Annotated in this window: 17 protein-coding genes; 5 read left to right on the top strand and 12 right to left on the bottom strand. The window is 65.8% G+C overall.

Annotated elements, in window-relative coordinates:
- The first annotated feature begins 1 nt into the window (after position 1).
- The 4 genes from ACEN42_RS28790 to ACEN42_RS28805 are packed head-to-tail and all read left to right on the top strand — an operon-like array spanning position 2 to position 4939.
- Entirely contained in the window at positions 2-1477 is a 1476-nt protein-coding gene (locus ACEN42_RS28790) for an efflux transporter outer membrane subunit (protein WP_187604006.1), read from the top strand.
- Positions 1474-2760: a paraquat-inducible protein A gene (locus ACEN42_RS28795; protein ID WP_371883886.1), complete on the top strand. Its 1287-nt coding sequence runs from the start codon at positions 1474-1476 to the stop codon at positions 2758-2760. The genes ACEN42_RS28790 and ACEN42_RS28795 overlap by 4 nt, the downstream gene beginning before the upstream one ends.
- Positions 2757-4358, top strand: a complete 1602-nt coding sequence (locus ACEN42_RS28800; protein WP_187604004.1) for an intermembrane transport protein PqiB — start codon at positions 2757-2759, stop codon at positions 4356-4358. Before ACEN42_RS28795 ends, ACEN42_RS28800 begins: the two co-directional genes overlap by 4 nt.
- A complete protein-coding gene (locus ACEN42_RS28805; RefSeq protein WP_371883976.1) occupies positions 4358-4939 on the top strand; it encodes a membrane integrity-associated transporter subunit PqiC in 582 nt (193 codons plus the stop codon). The genes ACEN42_RS28800 and ACEN42_RS28805 overlap by 1 nt, the downstream gene beginning before the upstream one ends.
- A gap of 10 nt (positions 4940-4949) precedes the next feature.
- Here the strand turns inward: ACEN42_RS28805 and ACEN42_RS28810 are convergent, their stop codons facing one another.
- The 9 genes from ACEN42_RS28810 to ACEN42_RS28850 all read right to left on the bottom strand — a co-directional run bounded on the left by ACEN42_RS28810 (position 4950) and on the right by ACEN42_RS28850 (position 14451).
- Positions 4950-5951, bottom strand: a complete 1002-nt coding sequence (locus tag ACEN42_RS28810) for a hypothetical protein (protein ID WP_371883887.1) — start codon at positions 5949-5951, stop codon at positions 4950-4952.
- Between the two features lie 3 nt (positions 5952-5954).
- Positions 5955-6737, bottom strand: a complete 783-nt coding sequence (gene fabI, locus ACEN42_RS28815) for an enoyl-ACP reductase FabI (protein ID WP_035501325.1) — start codon at positions 6735-6737, stop codon at positions 5955-5957.
- Positions 6734-7924: an acetate/propionate family kinase gene (locus ACEN42_RS28820; RefSeq protein WP_371883888.1), complete on the bottom strand. Its 1191-nt coding sequence runs from the start codon at positions 7922-7924 to the stop codon at positions 6734-6736. The genes fabI and ACEN42_RS28820 overlap by 4 nt, the downstream gene beginning before the upstream one ends.
- 3 nt (positions 7925-7927) lie before the next feature.
- The gene (locus ACEN42_RS28825) at positions 7928-8866 is read right to left on the bottom strand and encodes a phosphate acetyltransferase (RefSeq protein ID WP_187604001.1); all 939 of its coding nucleotides are present in this window, start codon (positions 8864-8866) and stop codon (positions 7928-7930) included.
- A gap of 38 nt (positions 8867-8904) precedes the next feature.
- A complete protein-coding gene (locus tag ACEN42_RS28830) occupies positions 8905-11196 on the bottom strand; it encodes a DUF3141 domain-containing protein (RefSeq protein ID WP_371883889.1) in 2292 nt (763 codons plus the stop codon).
- A 148-nt stretch (positions 11197-11344) separates the two neighbouring features.
- On the bottom strand, positions 11345-13039 hold the full coding sequence (locus ACEN42_RS28835) for a SulP family inorganic anion transporter (RefSeq protein ID WP_371883890.1): 1695 nt from the start codon (positions 13037-13039) through the stop codon (positions 11345-11347).
- 27 nt (positions 13040-13066) lie between these two features.
- On the bottom strand, positions 13067-13900 hold the full coding sequence (ppk2, locus tag ACEN42_RS28840; protein ID WP_371883891.1) for a polyphosphate kinase 2: 834 nt from the start codon (positions 13898-13900) through the stop codon (positions 13067-13069).
- A gap of 22 nt (positions 13901-13922) precedes the next feature.
- A complete protein-coding gene (locus tag ACEN42_RS28845) occupies positions 13923-14180 on the bottom strand; it encodes an RNA-binding protein (protein ID WP_187603997.1) in 258 nt (85 codons plus the stop codon).
- Between the two features lie 58 nt (positions 14181-14238).
- Positions 14239-14451, bottom strand: a complete 213-nt coding sequence (locus tag ACEN42_RS28850; RefSeq protein WP_035501314.1) for a DUF2964 family protein — start codon at positions 14449-14451, stop codon at positions 14239-14241.
- A 215-nt stretch (positions 14452-14666) separates the two neighbouring features.
- Here ACEN42_RS28850 and ACEN42_RS28855 point away from each other — a divergent pair, with 215 nt between their 5' ends.
- Positions 14667-15638 (top strand): hypothetical protein, encoded by a 972-nt coding sequence (locus tag ACEN42_RS28855; RefSeq protein WP_371883892.1) that lies wholly within the window; start codon positions 14667-14669, stop codon positions 15636-15638.
- Positions 15639-15647: 9 nt separating this feature from the next.
- Here ACEN42_RS28855 and ACEN42_RS28860 read toward each other — a convergent pair whose 3' ends face one another.
- Genes ACEN42_RS28860 through ACEN42_RS28870 form a run of 3 tightly spaced genes read right to left on the bottom strand, consistent with a single transcriptional unit; the run spans position 15648 to position 17279 of the window.
- On the bottom strand, positions 15648-16160 hold the full coding sequence (locus tag ACEN42_RS28860; protein ID WP_187603995.1) for a hypothetical protein: 513 nt from the start codon (positions 16158-16160) through the stop codon (positions 15648-15650).
- Positions 16161-16182: 22 nt separating this feature from the next.
- On the bottom strand, positions 16183-16770 hold the full coding sequence (locus tag ACEN42_RS28865; RefSeq protein WP_238288726.1) for a hypothetical protein: 588 nt from the start codon (positions 16768-16770) through the stop codon (positions 16183-16185).
- A gap of 35 nt (positions 16771-16805) precedes the next feature.
- Entirely contained in the window at positions 16806-17279 is a 474-nt protein-coding gene (locus ACEN42_RS28870) for a glycine zipper family protein (protein WP_187603993.1), read from the bottom strand.
- Positions 17280-17494 lie beyond the last annotated feature (215 nt).

Here is a 17494-nt window from a genome sequence, read left to right on the forward strand (position 1 = left end):
CATGCGGCGCACTTTCGCCAGCTTCGCCGCCGCGCTAGCGCTCTCCGGCTGCCTGCTCGGTCCGAATTATTCGCGTCAGCCGGTCGATACGCCGGCGACGTTTCGCTTCGCCACGGCCGAAGTCGCCGATACCGCGAACACCGAATGGTGGCAGGAGTTCCAGGACCCGGTGCTCAACGAGCTGATCTCGACGGCGCTCGCGAACAACAAGGACGTGAAGATCGCGGCGGCGCGCGTCGATCAGTTCATGGGCCAGTTCGTGACGACCCGCGCCGCGCTGTTCCCGCAGATATCGGCGGGGGCGTCGGCGGCGAGGCAGCGCGCGTCGGCGGCGGGGCCGCAGCCGCTCAACGGCTTCGGGCCGGTCTACAACGACTTCCAGGCGTCGGTGTCGGCGTCGTGGGAACTCGATCTCTTCGGCCGCAACCGGCGGCTTACCGAGGCCGCGCGCGCCAACCTGCTGTCGAGCGAGGAAGGACGGCGCGCGACCATCCTGTCGCTGGTGGCGTCGGTGGCGTCGGCGTATCTGAATCTGCGCAGCTTCGACAAGCAGCTCGAAATCGCCAAGGCGACGACGCAGAGCCGCGCCGAGTCGGTTCATGTGTTCACGTTGCGCTTCGAAGGCGGCGAAGTTTCGCAGATGGAACTCGCGCAAAGCCAGTCCGAATACGAAGCCTCGCTCGCGGTGATTCCGCAACTCGAAACCCAGATCGCGCAGCAGGAAGACGCGCTCTCGGTGCTGCTCGGCGCGAATCCGGGGCCGATCGTGCGCGGCCGGACGCTCAACGAACTCGCGACCCCGGTGATCCCGGCGGGCCTGCCGTCGGACCTGCTGGAGCGGCGTCCCGACCTGCGTCAGGCGGAACAGGATCTGGTCGCGGCCAACGCGCTCATCGGCGCGGCGCGCGCGCTCTACTTCCCGCAGATTTCGCTGACCGGCCTCTTCGGCACCGCGAGCGGCCAGTTCTCGTCGCTCTTCACGGGGCCGGCGCGCGTGTGGGCGTTCGCGGGGCAGATCACGCAGCCGATCTTCACGGCGGGCAATATCTCCGGCCAGGTGCAGTCGGCCGAAGCGCAGCAGCAGGCGGCGTTGCTCACGTATCAGAAGTCGATCCAGGTCGCGTTCCAGGAAGTCGATGACGCGCTGATCGCGTCGCAGAAACTGCACGAGCAGCTCGAAGTGCAGGGCCGCCAGGTCACCGCGCTCGCCACGTATTCGCGGCTTGCGCGGGCGCGCTACGAAGGCGGCTACACGAGCTATATCGAAGTGCTCGACGCCGAGCGCAGCCTCTTCAACGCCGAGCTTTCGCAGGCGCAGACGCAGGCCGCCGCGCTCGTGTCGTTCGTCACGCTCTACAAGGTGATGGGCGGCGGCTGGGTCGTCGCGGCCGACAAGATGACGACGCAGCAACAATCCGCGACGCCATCCGCCGATACGGCCAAGCCGGACCAGCCCGCTTCCCAGACAGTGCAATGAACACGGTCACATCCGACGATCGCGCAGCGCGGCCGCTCATTGCGTGCCACGAATGCGATCTGATGCAGCGCGAAGGCGTCGTGCCGCCCGGCGGCACGCTGCGCTGCTGCCGTTGCCGCGCCGTGCTCTATCGCCGCCGCGGACGCGGCTTCGACCGCGCGCTCGCCTTCGCGCTCGCCGCCTTCGTGCTGTGGCTGATCTCGAACGCGTTTCCGATCGTCGGCCTCGCGGTGAACGGCGATGTCGTCGAGACGACGCTGATCGGCGCGGTGCGCGTGCTCTATCGCGACGGCATGTGGCCGCTCGCCGGCCTCATCTTCATCACGACGATCCTGATGCCCGCGCTGCAGGCGCTCGGCATGGTGTGGCTGCTGCTGCCGCTGTATCTGAACCGCAGGCCGTGGCACGCCGACGCCGTCTTCCGTCTGCTGCGCGTCGCGCGCAACTGGGGCATGACCGAAGTGCTGATGCTCGGCCTGCTGGTCGCGGTCGTGAAGCTCGCGCATATCGCGTCGGTGGTCACGGGGCCGGCGCTGTGGTCGCTCGCGGCGCTGATGCTGCTGCTCGTCGCGGCGACGTCCGCCTTCGACGAGCGCGCGATGTGGATGCGCATCGAAGGCGCGCCGCCCGGCATGCCCGCCGACACGCCGCTTCACGGGCGCACGGCGGCGGCGAGCGGCATCTGCGTCTGTCACGATTGCGGGCTCTCCACGCGCGGCACGCTGCGTCATGACCATCTGTGCTGCCCGCGCTGCGGCGCGCACCTGCATCTGCGCAAGCCCGCGAGCCTGTCGCGCACGTGGGCGTACCTGATTTCCGCGGCGATCCTCTACATCCCCGCGAACCTGCTGCCGGTGATGAACACGAGCTCGCTCTTCGGCGCGCAGAAGGACACGATCATGAGCGGCGTCGCGTATCTGTGGCATTCGGGATCGTGGCCGCTCGCGATCATCGTGTTCATCGCGAGCATCGCCGTGCCGATGCTCAAGATTCTCGCGATCGGCTATCTCGCCGCGACCGCGAATCTGCGCATGTCGCAGCAAGGCCTGCGGCGCGCGCGCATCTACCGCATCGTCGAGCTGGTGGGCCGCTGGTCGATGCTCGATATCTACGTGATCGCCGTGCTCGTCGCGCTCGTGCAGTTCAGCGCGATGGCGACGATCGAGGCCGGTCCGGCGGCGATCGCGTTCGGCGCGGTCGTCGTGCTGACGATGTTCGCGGCGATGTCGTTCGATCCGCGCCTCATCTGGGACTTCGCGCCGCCTCGGGATGAACGACGATGAACACGCCCGGCGATATCCCCGATGCGGAAGTCGCGCCGAAAAAGCGCTGGCGCATTCCCTGGGTATGGGTCGTGCCGGCCATCGCGGTGGTGATCGGCGTCTGGCTCGCCGCGAAAGCCGTGCTCGAACAGGGCCCGACTGTCACGATCACCTTCAAGACGGGCGAAGGCATCGAAGCCGGCAAGACCAAGATCAAGTTCAAGGATGTGGACATCGGCCTCGTGAAATCGGTCGCGCTCTCGAAGGATTACAAGCATGTGGTCGCCACGGCGGAGCTGACGCGCGACGCGACCAACATGCTCGTCGACGACACGCGCTTCTGGGTCGTCCGGCCGCGCGTGGCGGGCGGCTCGGTGTCGGGCATCGGCACGCTGCTGTCGGGCGCGTATATCGGCATGGATATCGGGCACGCGAAGCAGGACCGGCGCGATTACACCGGCCTCGAAACGCCGCCGGTGTTCGCGAGCGATGTGCCCGGACGGCAGTTCGTCCTGAAGGCGACGGACTTAGGCTCGGTCGATGTCGGCACGCCGGTGTATTTCCGCCGCCTGCAGGTCGGCCAGGTGACGGCCTTCGAACTCGACAAGGACGGCAGCGGCGTCACGCTGCATATATTCGTCAATGCGCCCTACGACCGCTACGTGAACGCGGACTCGCGCTTCTGGCAGGCGGGCGGCATCGACGTGACGCTCGGCACCGACGGGCTCAAGGTCAACACGCAATCGCTCGTGTCGATCCTGATCGGCGGGCTCGCGTTCGAGACGCCGGCCGTGTCGCTCAGCTGGTCCGAGGCGCCGCCCGACACGACCTTCAACCTGTTCCCGACGCGCGCCGAAGCGCTGCGCGTGCAGGAGCGCATCGTCGACACCTACGTGTTCAACTTCGAAGGCTCGGTGCGCGGGCTCGCCGTGGGCGCGCCGGTGGAATTCCGCGGCATCCAGATCGGCGAGGTGGCGGCCATCAACACGCGCTTCGATCCGGTCACGAAGCGCATCAGCATACCGGTCGAAATCAGGCTCTATCCGGAGCGCTTCACGTCGCGCTTCGCGGTCGAGCCGAAGAGCGGACGCGTCGTGTCCGACCGGCGCGCGCTCGCGGACGTGCTCGTGTCGCGCGGCCTGCGCGGGCAGTTGCGCACGGGCAGCCTGCTCACCGGCCAGTTGTATGTTTCGCTCGATTTCTTCCCGACCGCGAAGAAGGCGAGCATCGACTGGAACCGCACGCCGCCCGAATTGCCGACGACCCCGAGCGGCCTCGAATCGCTGCAGGATTCGATGAACCGCATCATGACGCGCATCGACAAGCTGCCGATCGAGGAACTCACCGCGAGCGCACGGCAGACGCTCAACAGCACGACCGCGCTGATGCAGGGCCTCAACACGCAAGTCGTGCCGCAAGCCGCGACCACGCTCGCCGCCGCGCGCGCCGCGCTCGATGCGGCGCATTCGACGCTCATGCCGGATTCGGGCCTGCAGCAGGACACGGCCGAAGCGGTTCGCGAACTGACGCGCACGGCGGCCTCGTTCCGCAGTCTCGCGGACTATCTGCAGCAGCATCCGGAAGCATTGCTGCGCGGCAAGCCGGAGGACAAAAAGTGATGCGGCCCGCTCTGCTCTCTCTCTTTCTTACGGCTCTGCTCGCGGCATGCGCTTCGCCGCAAGCGAGCTTCTACCGGCTGAGCGCCGATCCCTCGCTCGCCGCGACGGCCGCGCGCACGAACTCGCGGCCCGTGATCGTCGGGCCGGTGACGGTGCCCGACCTCGTCGACCGGCCGCAGATCGTCACGCGCAACACGAACAACGAAGTCGCGTTCAACGAATACGCGCGCTGGGGTGCGCCGCTCAACAGCGGCATCGCGGATGCCATCGCCGGCGATCTCACGTTGCTGCTCGGCTCCGATCGCGTGGCGCCGGCTTCGCGTGCGCTCGCGGACCCGCAGGCCTTGCGCGTGCGCGTCGATATCCAGCAGTTCGAGTCCGTTCCCGGCGATGCCGTCACGGTCGACGCGCACTGGTCCGTGCGCCGCTTCGGCGACGACAACGCGCTGACCGGCCGCTCGCTCGTGCGCGAGCCCGTCACAGGCGGCGACTGGAATGCGCTCGTGGCCGCGCATAGCCGCGCGCTCGCGAGCGTGAGCCGCGACATCGCGAAGGCGATTCAGGGCGGCATGCCTCAGTAAAGCCGGGGTGTCACAGCACGAAACGCGCGGCCTCGTCGAACGCGGCGCCGGCGGGCGGCACATCGCGCCGCGCGATGCGCACGATCTCGACCGCGCGCGTCTGCGGCGGCTGCGTCGGCAGGCGCGCGAGCATGATCGCGATATCCGCATGAGGTTCGTCGCAGCGCGCGTCCATCAGCAGATTCATCTGGTTCAGGCACAGCTCGCGGTGCGCGATGGAGATGAGCGCAGCCGGATCGGCGAGCAGATCGACGATCGTCTGAAGCTGCGTCTCGATGGAATCGGCGGGCGAGCCCAGCGCGGAGAGTGCGGCTTCGTTTTCCTCGAAATCGCGCTGGAGCCGTGAGGCGTCGCCCGCAACATCGGCGGCGGCGGTCAGGCGGCTCATGCCCGCGCCGCGCCGGCCGAGCATGTGCATGCGCGCGCTCAGCAGCGCGCGATGTTCCTGCAGCGCGTCGCGCCGCGCTTCCTGACCGGCGACGCGCGACATCGCTTCGAGCGCGAACTGCTCGACGATCCGCTGCACGAGTTCCTGCCTGAGCGCTTCGTCGGTGTCGCTGCAAAAGCGCATGCGCTTGTCTTCGAAGCCTACCGCCGTGCGCGCGACGTCCGAGCGCATCGCGCCGTTCTCGACGGCCGAGACGAGCACGCTTCGCTCGACGAGCGTCGCGCCCAGCACCGCGAAGGCGTAGTCGGCGGCGATGTTGCCGTCGAACCAGTCGCGCACGTCGCGGGACTCACCGATGACTTTAGTGATGTCGTCGGGCGTCGCGAACTTCGCGCGCAGATAAGGATCGTCCGCCCATGCGCCGGGCGTCGCATCGCGCGGCGCGGGCAGCGCGCCGACGAGTTCATGCGCATGGTCGAGCGTCTTGCCGATGACCGATTTGATCCGCGACTCGTAGCGATTCGCGAGCTTCACCTGAGGCGCGACCGCGACGATGCGATCGAGCGCCTGCCGGACGTCCTCGCGCGATGTGGTGTCCTCGCGCCTGAACAGCCAGTTGAACATGCTTCATCCCATGATGTGCACGCCGCCGTCCACATAGAGCGTTTCGCCCGACATCCGCCTCGCGAAAGGCGTCGCGAGAAACGCGCAGGTGAAGCCGACGTCCATGATGTCCACCAGTTCGCCGAGCGGCGCGCGCTCCGCGGCTTCGGTCAGCAGCAGGTCGAAGTCCTTCAACCCCGACGCCGCGCGCGTCTTGAGCGGGCCCGGCGAGATCGCATGCACGCGAATGCCCTGCGGACCGAGCTCGTAGGCGAGATAGCGCGCGCACGCTTCGAGCGCGGCCTTCACCGGGCCCATCACGTTGTAATTGGGCACGACCTTGTTCGCGCCGTGATAGCTCATCGTGAACATCGCGCCGCCGTTTTTCATGAGCGGCGCCGCGAGCCGCGCCATGCGCACGAACGAATGGCAGGAGATGTCCATCGCCTTCGCGAAGCCGTCCGCCGAGCAGTTCAGCAAGCCGCCTTGCAAATCGTCCTTCGGCGCCCACGCGATCGAATGCACGAGGATATCGAGCGTGCCCCACTCGCTCGCGATGCGCTCGAACACCGCGTCGAGTTCGGCCTCGCTCGATGCGTTGAGCGGCATGAAGATCGGCGCTTCGAGATCCTTCGCGAGCGGCTCGACATACGGCCGCGCCTTGTCGTCGGCGTAGGTGATGGCGAGATCGGCGCCCAGTTCGCGGAACGCCTTCGCGCAGCCATACGCGATGGAATGCTCGTTGGCGATTCCGGTGACGAGCGCCTTCGCGCCCTTCAGCACGGGCTGTGGCACGGTGAGCGTCATGCGGATGCTCCTTCGATCAACGTCAATGCGTGACGCGCGATCATCAGTTCCTCGTTGGTCGGAATCACCCACGCGCTCACCTTGCTCGACGCCGTGCTGATGCGCGGGCCGCCGCTCTCGTTGGCTTTAGCATCGAGCTCGATGCCCCACCATGCCGCCTGCTCGCACACACGTTGACGTATCTCTTTCGAATGCTCGCCGATGCCCGCCGTGAACACGATGGCATCGAGCCCTTGCAGCGCGGCGCTCATCGAGCCGATCTCGCGAGCGATGCGATACACGTAGAGATCGACGGCGAAACGCGCGCGTTCGTCGCTGCTCGCGAGAAGCGCGCGCATGTCGCCAGAGATGCCCGATACGCCCAGCAAGCCCGAGCGTCGATACAGCAGGTCTTCGATCTCGCGTGCGTTCATGCCGAGCTCGTCGAGCAGATACAGGATCACGCCCGGATCGAGATTGCCGCAGCGCGTGCCCATCATGAGACCGTCGACGGCGGTGAAACCCATCGTGCTCGCGACGCTCTTGCCCGCGTGCATCGCGCACAGGCTCGCGCCGTTGCCCAGATGCGCGACGACCGTGCGTCCGCTCGCCGCCTCGGGCGCGATATCCGGAAGCGCGTTCGCGATGTATTCGTACGAGAGGCCATGAAAGCCATAGCGCCGCACGCCGTTCTTCGTGATCGATTCGGGCAGCGCGAACGCCTGCGCGAGCGGCGCCTGCGTAGCGTGAAACGCCGTATCGAAGCAGGCGACTTGCGGCAGGCCCGGATTGCGCTCGGCGATGATGCGAATCGGCTTGATATTGTGCGGCTGATGCAGCGGCGCGAGCGGCGTGAGCTTGTCGAGTTCGTCGAGCACTTCGGGGCTCGTCAGCACAGGCTTCGTGAAATGCGCGCCGCCATGCACGACGCGATGCCCCACGCCGATCAGATGATGCCCTGCGCCATGCCCGCGCAGGAACGCGCCGAGATGCGCGATGGCTTCGGCATGTTCGAGCCTGACGCCTTCGCCCCATGCATGCTCGCCGGTCTTTTCGCCGTTCGCATCGAACGCGACGAAATGCGGCGAGCTGAAGAGCCCTTCCACTTGTCCGTGCATGACGAGTTCGAGCGCCTTGCCTTCGACATCGAACGCGCTGAACTTGATGCTCGATGAACCCGCGTTGAGAACCAGAATGACGTCGGCCATGATTTACCCCGCCACTTGCGCTTCTTCGCGGCGTTTCGACGCCACGAGCGAGGCGATGGCGCACGACGCGAGCCGCGATTGCAGCGAGTCGGCGCGGCTCGTCAGGATGATCGGCACGCGCGCGCCGAGCACGATGCCCGCCGCATCCGCGCCCGCGAGAAACGAGAGGCTCTTCGCGAGCATGTTGCCCGCTTCGAGATCCGGCACGATCAGCACGTTCGCGCGCCCCGCGACGGGCGAATCGATCTTCTTCGTCTTCGCCGCTTCGAGATCGATCGCGTTGTCGAGCGCGAGCGGACCATCGACGAGCGCGCCGGTGATCTGATGGCGATCCACCATCTTGCAGAGCGCGGCTGCCTCCAGCGTCGACGGCACTTTCGGGTTCACCGTTTCCATCGCCGAGAGGATCGCGACCCGGACCTCTTCGAGACGCAGCGCGTGGCCGAGATCGATCGCGTTCTGCACGATATCGACCTTGTCGGCGAGCGTCGGCGCGATATTGATCGCGGCGTCGCTGATGATGAGCACGTTCTCGTGGCCCGGCACATCCATGATGAAGCAGTGCGACACGCGACGCTGCGTGCGCAGGCCGCCTTCGCGTTTCACGACGGCGGCCATGACTTCGTCGGTGTGCAGGCTGCCTTTCATGAGCGCTTCTGCTTTCGCCTCGCGCACGAGTTCCACCGCCTTTTCCGCGGACGCGTGACTGTGCGGCGCATCGACGATCGGCAAGCCCGCGATGTTCAGCCCGCATTCCTCCGCGACCTCGCGGATGCGCTCGCGCGGTCCGACGAGAAGCGGCGAGATCAGGCCCATCTCGTGCGCCTTGACCGCGCTTTCCAGCGATGTCCGGTCGCACGGATGCACAACCGCCACCACGAGCGGCGGCAGCGTCCTGCAAACCTCGATGAGCCGTTCATACTTCTCGTGCGTATGATTCATACCGCCTCCGTGTGAACGTGCGATGCGCCGGCCAAGCCTCAGTGCGCGGGCGCGGAACGTCTCGGCGCGCGCGCGGCCTTGACGGGCAGCGCCGCGCGAATGCGCGCGAGCATCTCGTGCTGCGCCGCCGTCGGCTCGAAGCCTTGCACGCGGCTATCCGCGTGCAGCTTGTCGAACAGGGTGAGGAGTTTCTTGCGGTCGTCGTTATCGTCGAGCAGATCGGGCAAGGTCGAGAGCGCCTGCTCCGGCTCGTAGCGCACGACGATTTCCTGTTCGCCGCGAATTCGCCGCCATTCATCGCGCGGCATCTGCGGCAGATATTCCGCGTAGTCGGCCGCGAGCGTCTGACGCAGGACCATGCGCGTGAGCGGCAGCGGCTCGTCATGCCGCATCAGCAGACACGCGACGCGCGCGACGGCCTCCGCATATCCGCCGTGCCCGATCGATGCGAGCGCTTCCTGGACGAATGGCAGTTCGCGCGGATCGTCGACATGCTCGCGGGGCTCGTGCTGTTGCGCGGGATGCGCCGAGAACATGTTGCCGTAGACGGAGAAGAACATCGCTTCGGTCGCCGCATCGCGCATCGCCCGATAGAAGTCGAGGCCCGCACTGATCATGTCGGAGCCGCAATGCTCCGCACGGCGCAGCGGTTCGTCTGCGGCGGCGGGCTTGCGCACGGCCCTGACCGCATCCGCCGCGGGGCCGAGCCATGCGAGCCACGGGTTGTAATCCGAGAACATCCAGCGTTGCGCGCGCAATGGATGAAACGCGCGCAGCATGCTCGCGGTGGTGTCGTTGGCCATCGCCTGCACGAAGGGCTGCGCGAACAGTTCATAGGCGCGCTGATTGAAATCCGATACCTGCTTCACCGCTTCGAACGGCAACTCGTCCACGCGCTCGAAGCGGTTGAAGCGCGCCGTCAGGTCTTCCAGGCGGCGCTCGTGAAAGCTCACGTCGTATTCGGTCTTGCCGCCCTCGCCCTTGCGTTCCGCGATCTCCATGCCGTACAGACCCGGCGGAAACGACTCGATCGCCTCCAGCACCGATGCGATCTGCGTGTATTCCTTCTTCGCGACCTTGCCGCTCACGAAGATGCCCAAGTGCCCGATGCTCTTGTGCATCAGCCCGACGATCACCTGTCCGCGCGCCTTGATCTCGTCCGTGCTGCCGTAGATATCCGCGACCCAGTTGAACGCCTGTTGCGGCGGCGTGATGTTGTCGCCCATCGAAGCGAAGAGAATGATCGGCGACTTGATCGCGCGCAAATCGAACGACGCGCCCGACACGCCGCTCACTTCACCCGACCATAGCTTGTTGCCGACGAAGAGATTGCGCGTGATCCATTCGATCTCTTCGCGGTTCATCAGGTAATAGCCGCCCCACCAGCGTTCGAAGTCGAGAAAGCGCGGAGGCTCGGTGTCGATGTTGGCGAACAGCGTGTAGTACTTGTCCCAGAAGCTGTTCGCGGGATTGAGGTTCTCGAAGTTCTCGACGAGATAGGCGCCGTCGAACTTGCCGTTGCCGAGGTCCGCCGTCAGCGACGCGAGCCAGGTGCCGCCCAGCATGCCGCCCGAATAGCGCATCGGGTTGTCGCCCTCGCCTTCGCTCCATGCGCCGCTCCAGTACGACATCGGCGCGCCGTTGATGACGAGCGGGCCGGTATCGTCGGGCTGCGAGCTTGCAAGCATCATCGCGGCCCAGCCGCCCTGACAGTTGCCGACGATAGCGGGCTTCGCGCTGTCGGGATGCAGCTCGCGCACGTGCCTGACGAACTGCTGCTCGGCCGCGCACACGTCGAGCAGCGTCTGGCCGGGCTGCGGGTCGCGGAAGAACGTGACGAAGTACACCGGATGACCCGCGCGCAATGCGACGCCCACCTGCGAATCGTCCTTGAAGCCGCCGATGCCGGGACCGTGCCCCGCGCGCGGATCGATGATGAGATAGGGACGCTTCAGCGGATCGATGATCACGCCCTCGGGCGGCACGATGCGCAAGAGCGCATAGTTCACGGGCCGCGCGAAGGTGCGGCCATCGATCAGCATTTCATGCGCGAAATGCAGCACCGGTTCGAGACCGCGCTTCGTCTGCTCGATGAAATTGTTGCCGCGCTGACGCAGCGTGTCCCAGAAGAGAATCGAGCGCTGCATGAGATCGAGCGCGTAGCCGTAGCCGTTGAAATGATCCGCGTTGCCGTTGCCGACAAGACGCGTGCCGGCATCGTGTGCGCGCTCGCTGAACTGCTGTTGCGCCAGTTCAGCGCGCTTCTGGAACACGCGCGCGACTTTATCCGCGATTTCCTGGCTGCGCGCCAGTTGATCTGCATACGGCATGACGTGACCTCCGCGAAGAGAACGTGCAAGGGATGGCGCTGAAAGCGGATGCATCGGCCGGCAAGATGAAAGCATGGACCGAAGACTTGAATACCATCATTAAAATATATGCGCAATGTGCGACAGGGAAGTGGCAAATAGGGGCGACTCAACGTCGCGCGCCGGCGTTGCCATCGGATGAAGCAATCTCCTGATACTTCATCACGACATGTTCGAGGTTGTAGAACATGCGTGTTTCGCCGAGCCGTTCACCGAGCGGCGAGCGCCGCACCGCCGCGAGCACGCCCGGATTCAGGCCCGCGAGCCACAGCGTGGTGCCGCTCGCGGCGAGGCGCTCGTCCGCTTCGATCATCATCTTGAGCGCGGTGTATTCGACATCGAAGACACGGCTCAGGTCCAGCACGACGATTTTCGCGCCGGACTCGCGCACGAGCGGCCGGATCTTTTCGGCGACGCGTTGCGCATTGGCGAAGAATATCCGTCCCTCGGGACGCAGCAGCAACATGCCGGGAAACGCTTCGTCGTCGGGATGTTTCGACGAATCGCGGCGGAACACGTTCGTGCCCGGCATCCGCCTGAGCGCATACACCGGCGGATTCGACACCTGATGCGCGAGCGCGAAGAGCGACACGACGATCGCGACCACGATGCCTTCCAGCGTGCCCAGCAGCACGACGCCCGCGCATGCCGTCAGCGCCCAGACGAACTCGGTGCGGCGAATCTTCAGGATCGCGCGGAACTCGGCGGGGCTGAAGAGCCCGATGGAATAGAACACGACGACGGCGGCGAGCGTCGCGTGCGGCATCAACGCCATCAGCGGCGCGAACAGCAGCATCACCGCGAGCGCGATCAGCGCCGTCACGAGTCCCGCGAGCTGCGTGCGCGCGCCCGCCTGCCGGTTCACGGCCGTCTGGCTCGTGCCGCCGCCCGCGACCATCGCGCCGAGCAATGCGCCGCCCGCGTTCGCGAGGCCGGTCGCGAGCAGTTCGCGGTTGGCGTCGGGCACCGGCTCGTCGTTGCGCGCGAATGCGCGCGCCGCCGCGATGCTCTCGGTGAAGCTCATCAGCGCGATGCCGAGCGCGTCCGGCCACAGCTTCAGCGCAAGCGCCAGATCCGGCTTTGTCCACGACGGCAAACCCGCGGGCACCGCGCCGACCGTTTCGACGCCATGCGCGCGCAGATCGAGGACGGCCACCGCGATGATCGCCGCCGCAACGACGAACAACGGCGCCGGCGCGCGCGGCACGAAGCGTTCGAGCAGCACCAGCGCGGCGAGCGTCAGCACCGCGAGCGCGAGCGTGCTCGCCGAGAAATGCGGCAGACTCGCGACGAACGCACCCGCGTTATGAAAGAACGAGCCTTTCGGATAGTGGATGCCGAACAGCTTCGGCAACTGATCCATGACAATGACGATCGCCACGCCCGCCTTGAAGCCGACGAGCACCGGCTCGGAAATGAAGTTCGCGACGAAGCCGAGGCGCAGGCACGCCGCCGCGACGAGCATCGCGCCGACGAGCATCGTGAGGGTGGCGCTGGCGACGGCGAGCGCGTGCGCGTCGTCGCTCCCGAGCGTCGTGCTCAGCGCGTTCGCGGCGAGAATCGCGAGCGTGGTCGTCGTGCTGACGGAAAGCGCGCGCGACGATCCGGTGAACGCGTAGACGATCATCGGCACGCATGCCGTATAGAGACCGACCTGAACCGGGAGGCCGGCGATCGTCGCGTAGGCGAGCGCCTTCGGGATGACGACGGCCGCCGCCGTCAGGCCCGCGAGCGTATCGGCGCGCGCCCATCGTTTCTCGTAGTGAAACAGCCATTCCGGAACGATGGACGCGCGTGGCGGCATGTCGATATCCGTGCGCCGGTATCGCGCTCAGAAGCGCTCGGGCACGTAACGCAGCGGCCGGTCGCTCTCGCGATAGCCTTCCGCCTTCTGGCGCTTGGGCAGCTTCACCTTTTCCCGCGGCACCGCCGTGTAGGGAATGCTCGCCAGCAAATGGCTGATCAGATTGAGGCGCGCACGGCGCTTGTCGTCGGAACGCACGACGTACCACGGCGCGAGATCGGTGTCGGTGGCCTCGAACATGTCGTCGCGGGCGCGCGAATAGTCGTACCAGCGGCTGTACGAACGCAGGTCCATCGGCGAAAGCTTCCAGATCTTGCGCTCGTCGTGGATGCGCTCTTCGAGACGCCGCGTCTGTTCGTCCTGGCCGACTTCGAGCCAGTATTTGAGCAGGATGATGCCCGAGTCGATGATCGCGCGCTCCACGAGCGGCACGCCTTTCAGGAAGGTGGTCGCCTGCTCGTCGGTGCAGAAGCCCATCACGCGTTCGACGCCCGCGCGGTTGTACCAGCTCCGGTCGAACAGCGTGATTTCGCCCGCGGCGGGCAGATGCGGCAGATAGCGCTGCACGTACATCTGCGACTTCTCGCGCTCGGTGGGCGCGGGCAGCGCGATCACGCGGAAGATGCGCGGACTCACGCGCTCGGTGATTGCCTTGATCGTGCCGCCTTTGCCCGCGCCGTCGCGCCCTTCGAACACGATACAGACCTTAGCGCCCGTATAGACGGCCCATTCCTGCAGCTTGACGAGCTCGGCGTGCAGACGCGCAAGCTCCTTCTCGTACTGTTTCCGGCTCAGGCGCTCATGCACGCTCGCGCCTTCGCGCACGCCCCGCGTTTCGCTGACAGCCTTGTCTTCTTTCAATGCCGGCTCCCCATGTGGTCCATCAGGTTTCGTTGCGCTCGGGCACGACCTGCACCATGAGCGTGCGATTTTTCCAGAACATGTTGTGGATGCGCGGCTGAAACGTGCGCAGCACGTGCGGCTCGACCTTATCGAAAGTCACGACCGCGGCCGGATGTTCCCCGGTGCCGGGCACGCGCTGAATCGAATCGTACGGAGGAAAGCCGTAATTGCAGAGAAACTGCCGAATTTCGTCGTCGGTCGTGGACTCGTCTACATTGCCTATCCAGAGGTCACCCATTGCAAAGTTCTCCGTTGAGTTCTGTGATGCTTCTATAGCCTAGTACACGAACGGCCGATCAGGTCGATCGATCGCGCTTTCCTGATCTGCGCTGCGCGAGCGGATTCAGCGCGACCACGAAGATCACAATGCCGATGCCGAGCGCCCACATGCCGTAGCGGAATTCGGGCTTGATGTCATACAGCACGCCGTGCATCGTGAAGTAAAGGCCGGCGAGCCAGATGAACACGCCGATCGAGGCAACCACCATGCGCGGCTCGTTCAGTCTCATCGATGTCTCCCGATACATTGCGCGGAATGATTTCAGTTTAGGACGTATGTACGCACGCGTATGCATCGGGCTTGGCGCGCGGCCATCGTTAGACTACATTCTCTGCTTGTGACCGTGGGATCGGTCAACGGCTCCGCGCATGCAATGACGCATCGGCGGAGCGGCCGAATGCAACGTACGACCAACCAGCCGTTCAACGTCCGGGCGCTGCGCACATGCGAAAGCCGATCCTGTCTTCGAGCCGGTTGCGCAACTTTTTGGCGCTCGTCCTGCTCGCCGTCGCGCCTGCCATCGCGCACGCGCAGGCCGCGCCGGAGAGGGCCGTCGTCGGCACCAACGTCAAGAACTACGCGAACGCCGTGCTCGCGATCATGTCGTACACCGCGGTGCCGGACGTCACGACGAGTTCGCTCTCCATCAACAGCGGCGCGAGCGGCAATCCGGGCTTCGGCCAGACGCAGCTCGGCGGCGGCTTTACCCTCAGCCGGTCGTTTCCGCTCTATCTCGAAGGCACCGTCGCGTACAGCCGCTACGATCCGACCTTCATCGCGACCGACGGCAATCAGCAACGCCCGGTGCCGGCGAAATGGAACACGCTGAGCACGACCGTCGGCATCGGCTGGGATTTCCCGATCACCGACGAGCTGCGCCTGCGGCCGATCCTCAACGGCATGGTCGGCCGCGTGGCAAGCGATCTGCGTGTCGCGCAGACCGTGTTCAATCATGTCGCCAACACCAATCTCCAGTTCCTCGAAGACGGCGCGCTCAACGCGTACGGCCTCGGCGGCTCGCTCATGCTCGATCTGGAGCATTACCGCGAGCACTACGAGATCGATGTCGAACTCCGCGCAACCGATATCTATCTGCGCAGTTTCGGCAGCTCGTCCGACGCGGTGCAGGGGTCGGCGACCGCGCAGCAATTCAGCCTGTGGGCGCGCTGGCGTGCGCCCACAGGCTTTGCCGCGCTCGACCGGCCGGTGCGCTACGTGCTCGAAACCGCGTACTCGCATTACTTCGGCGACAGTGCCGGCGTGCTCGGCTTCAACGATCTGACGTCGCTCGGCGTGGGCCTCGAACTCGACAGCAGCAGATATCCCGTCGTCATCACGCGCACACGGGCGATGGTGCGCTACGTGTTCGGCCACAACGTGCACGGCGTGTCGTTCGGCTTCGCCGTCAGCTTCTAGCGCGCCGCGTCACAGCACGTTGCGCTGGCTCGGATCGTATTTCGGGTCCGGCTGCTTCTGCGTCTGCCTGAGGACGCCCTGAGCGTCGAAATAAAAATGAAACAGCATGTGGTCGATGTTGTTCTGCGTGTACCGATACGACCACACCTCCCGATCCATGCGCTTGAAGTACGCCGTCTCGAACGGACGGCCGAATGCGATCAGCACGTCGTTGCGCGTCCATTTGTTGACTTCGGCCCGGTAGAACTCGTTTTCCTGAAGCACTTGCCGAACACTGACCGTATTGCCGGCCGCATCGAGATCCACGGCGGTGGTCGTCGATCCCATCGGCTGCGTGGGCCACATGAGGCGCTTGCCGCCGTTGGGCAGGTCGTAGGTTTCCTTGGGCGGTCCGAGCTTCGCGACGATCGCCTGCTGGTCCATGCCGGGCTGCACGCGCTGTTCGGGCTGCGCGCAGCCGGCGAGCGCGACGGCGACGATGCACACGCCCTGCGTCAACGTAAATGCGACGCGCCTTTTCATTGGGTCTCTCCCGCGTTTGCGCTTATTTCGTCGTGGCGGGCTCCACGGAGATCGCGAGCGCTTCCGTATAGACCGCCTTCACCTGATCGCCCTTTTTCACGCGCTTCAGGCGTTCCGGGTCCTGCACGTGCAAGTCCACGATTTGGCCGCGCGGCCCGCGCAACGTGACGATCTTCGCTTGACGATCGACGGCGATCACATCCGCGATGACCGTCACCTCGCGGCCTAGCTCGCCGCCCGGCTTCGCACCGCGCGGCGCGCGTTCGGCGGTGTCGTTCTCCGAGCGCGACGGCTGTGTTTTCTTGTCGACGAGACTCAGCGTCAGGGATTCGCGATACTGCGTCGTCACGACATCGCCGAGCGCGAGCTGATCGAAGTTGCGCGCCTCGTTCGTCACTTCGAGCTCGATCACCTTGCCCGCCTGCGTTTTCAGCGTGACGGTGCGCGTCGCCGGATCGATGCCGACGATCGTCGCCGTGACCTTCACGACGCCCTGCACCGTCGCGCTGTTCGCATCGCGCGTGACGCTCACGTCGTTTTCGGGCTCGGCGGATAGCGCGCTTGCGGAGATCGCAAGGCACGACAAGACAACGAAGCTCATGCGCTTCATGATCGCGCTCCTTGTTCTAGTTGCGCCGCACGACGTTACTGGATCGAGTAACCGCGTCCCTGCATGCACGCCGCCCACGCACGATAGTACGTGGACATCGCGCCCTGGCTCTGCGCTTGCGCATTCGACTGCTGCGCGCGTTTCTCCTGTCGCGCACGCGCGCCGCCCGCCATCGTGCCCGTCACCGCGCCGATGGCCGCGCCCTTGCCCGCATCGCCCGCGATCGCGCCGATCGCCGCACCGCCCGCCGCACCGCGCGCCGCGCCGCCCACGCGCTGGCCGCCACCCACGGCGGCGCCGCCTTGCGGTGGCGGCGCCGCCGATGCGGTCGCCGGGTCGATGCCGGTGTTGCTCTTCGCCCAGCTATAGCACGCGCCGTCGTCGTTTTGCTGTTGCTGCGCGCTCTGACCTTTGGACGGGTAAGCGATCGGCTTGCTCTGCGCAACGGCGTCGAGCGCCATCACGGCGATCACGATGGCGCAACCCGCACGCAATCTGTTTGCATTCATGGCGACTCCTTGCTTTGGTTCGGGCGATTCGAGAGCATGCGTCGGATCGGATTCGCGAGCGGTTGCGCGGACGCACCGCAATTCTTTTGATACACGACACCGTGGTTGTTCGCAATGAATGTCATCGCGAAAGCGGCTCTCGCATGCTTTCCGTGTTTCGTGAGGATGTGAAATACGCCTGTCGACAGGCTGTGCTGCGGTGTGAATGACTTCGG

The organism is Caballeronia sp. S22, from assembly GCF_964261745.1.
Taxonomy (GTDB): Bacteria; Pseudomonadota; Gammaproteobacteria; order Burkholderiales; family Burkholderiaceae; genus Caballeronia; species Caballeronia jiangsuensis.

Coding starts and splice junctions, on each gene's coding strand:
- ACEN42_RS28870 (WP_187603993.1), bottom strand. CDS start 17,279: ATGAATGCAAACAGATTGCGTGCGGGTTGCGCCATCGTGATCGCCGTG.
- ACEN42_RS28825 (WP_187604001.1), bottom strand. CDS start 8,866: ATGAATCATACGCACGAGAAGTATGAACGGCTCATCGAGGTTTGCAGG.
- ACEN42_RS28850 (WP_035501314.1), bottom strand. CDS start 14,451: ATGAGACTGAACGAGCCGCGCATGGTGGTTGCCTCGATCGGCGTGTTC.
- ACEN42_RS28865 (WP_238288726.1), bottom strand. CDS start 16,770: ATGAAGCGCATGAGCTTCGTTGTCTTGTCGTGCCTTGCGATCTCCGCA.
- ACEN42_RS28790 (WP_187604006.1), top strand. CDS start 2: ATGCGGCGCACTTTCGCCAGCTTCGCCGCCGCGCTAGCGCTCTCCGGC.
- ACEN42_RS28805 (WP_371883976.1), top strand. CDS start 4,358: ATGCGGCCCGCTCTGCTCTCTCTCTTTCTTACGGCTCTGCTCGCGGCA.
- fabI (WP_035501325.1), bottom strand. CDS start 6,737: ATGACGCTCACCGTGCCACAGCCCGTGCTGAAGGGCGCGAAGGCGCTC.
- ACEN42_RS28810 (WP_371883887.1), bottom strand. CDS start 5,951: ATGTTCAACTGGCTGTTCAGGCGCGAGGACACCACATCGCGCGAGGAC.
- ACEN42_RS28855 (WP_371883892.1), top strand. CDS start 14,667: ATGCGAAAGCCGATCCTGTCTTCGAGCCGGTTGCGCAACTTTTTGGCG.
- ACEN42_RS28835 (WP_371883890.1), bottom strand. CDS start 13,039: ATGCCGCCACGCGCGTCCATCGTTCCGGAATGGCTGTTTCACTACGAG.
- ACEN42_RS28795 (WP_371883886.1), top strand. CDS start 1,474: ATGAACACGGTCACATCCGACGATCGCGCAGCGCGGCCGCTCATTGCG.
- ACEN42_RS28845 (WP_187603997.1), bottom strand. CDS start 14,180: ATGGGTGACCTCTGGATAGGCAATGTAGACGAGTCCACGACCGACGAC.
- ACEN42_RS28800 (WP_187604004.1), top strand. CDS start 2,757: ATGAACACGCCCGGCGATATCCCCGATGCGGAAGTCGCGCCGAAAAAG.
- ACEN42_RS28860 (WP_187603995.1), bottom strand. CDS start 16,160: ATGAAAAGGCGCGTCGCATTTACGTTGACGCAGGGCGTGTGCATCGTC.
- ACEN42_RS28820 (WP_371883888.1), bottom strand. CDS start 7,924: ATGGCCGACGTCATTCTGGTTCTCAACGCGGGTTCATCGAGCATCAAG.
- ACEN42_RS28830 (WP_371883889.1), bottom strand. CDS start 11,196: ATGCCGTATGCAGATCAACTGGCGCGCAGCCAGGAAATCGCGGATAAA.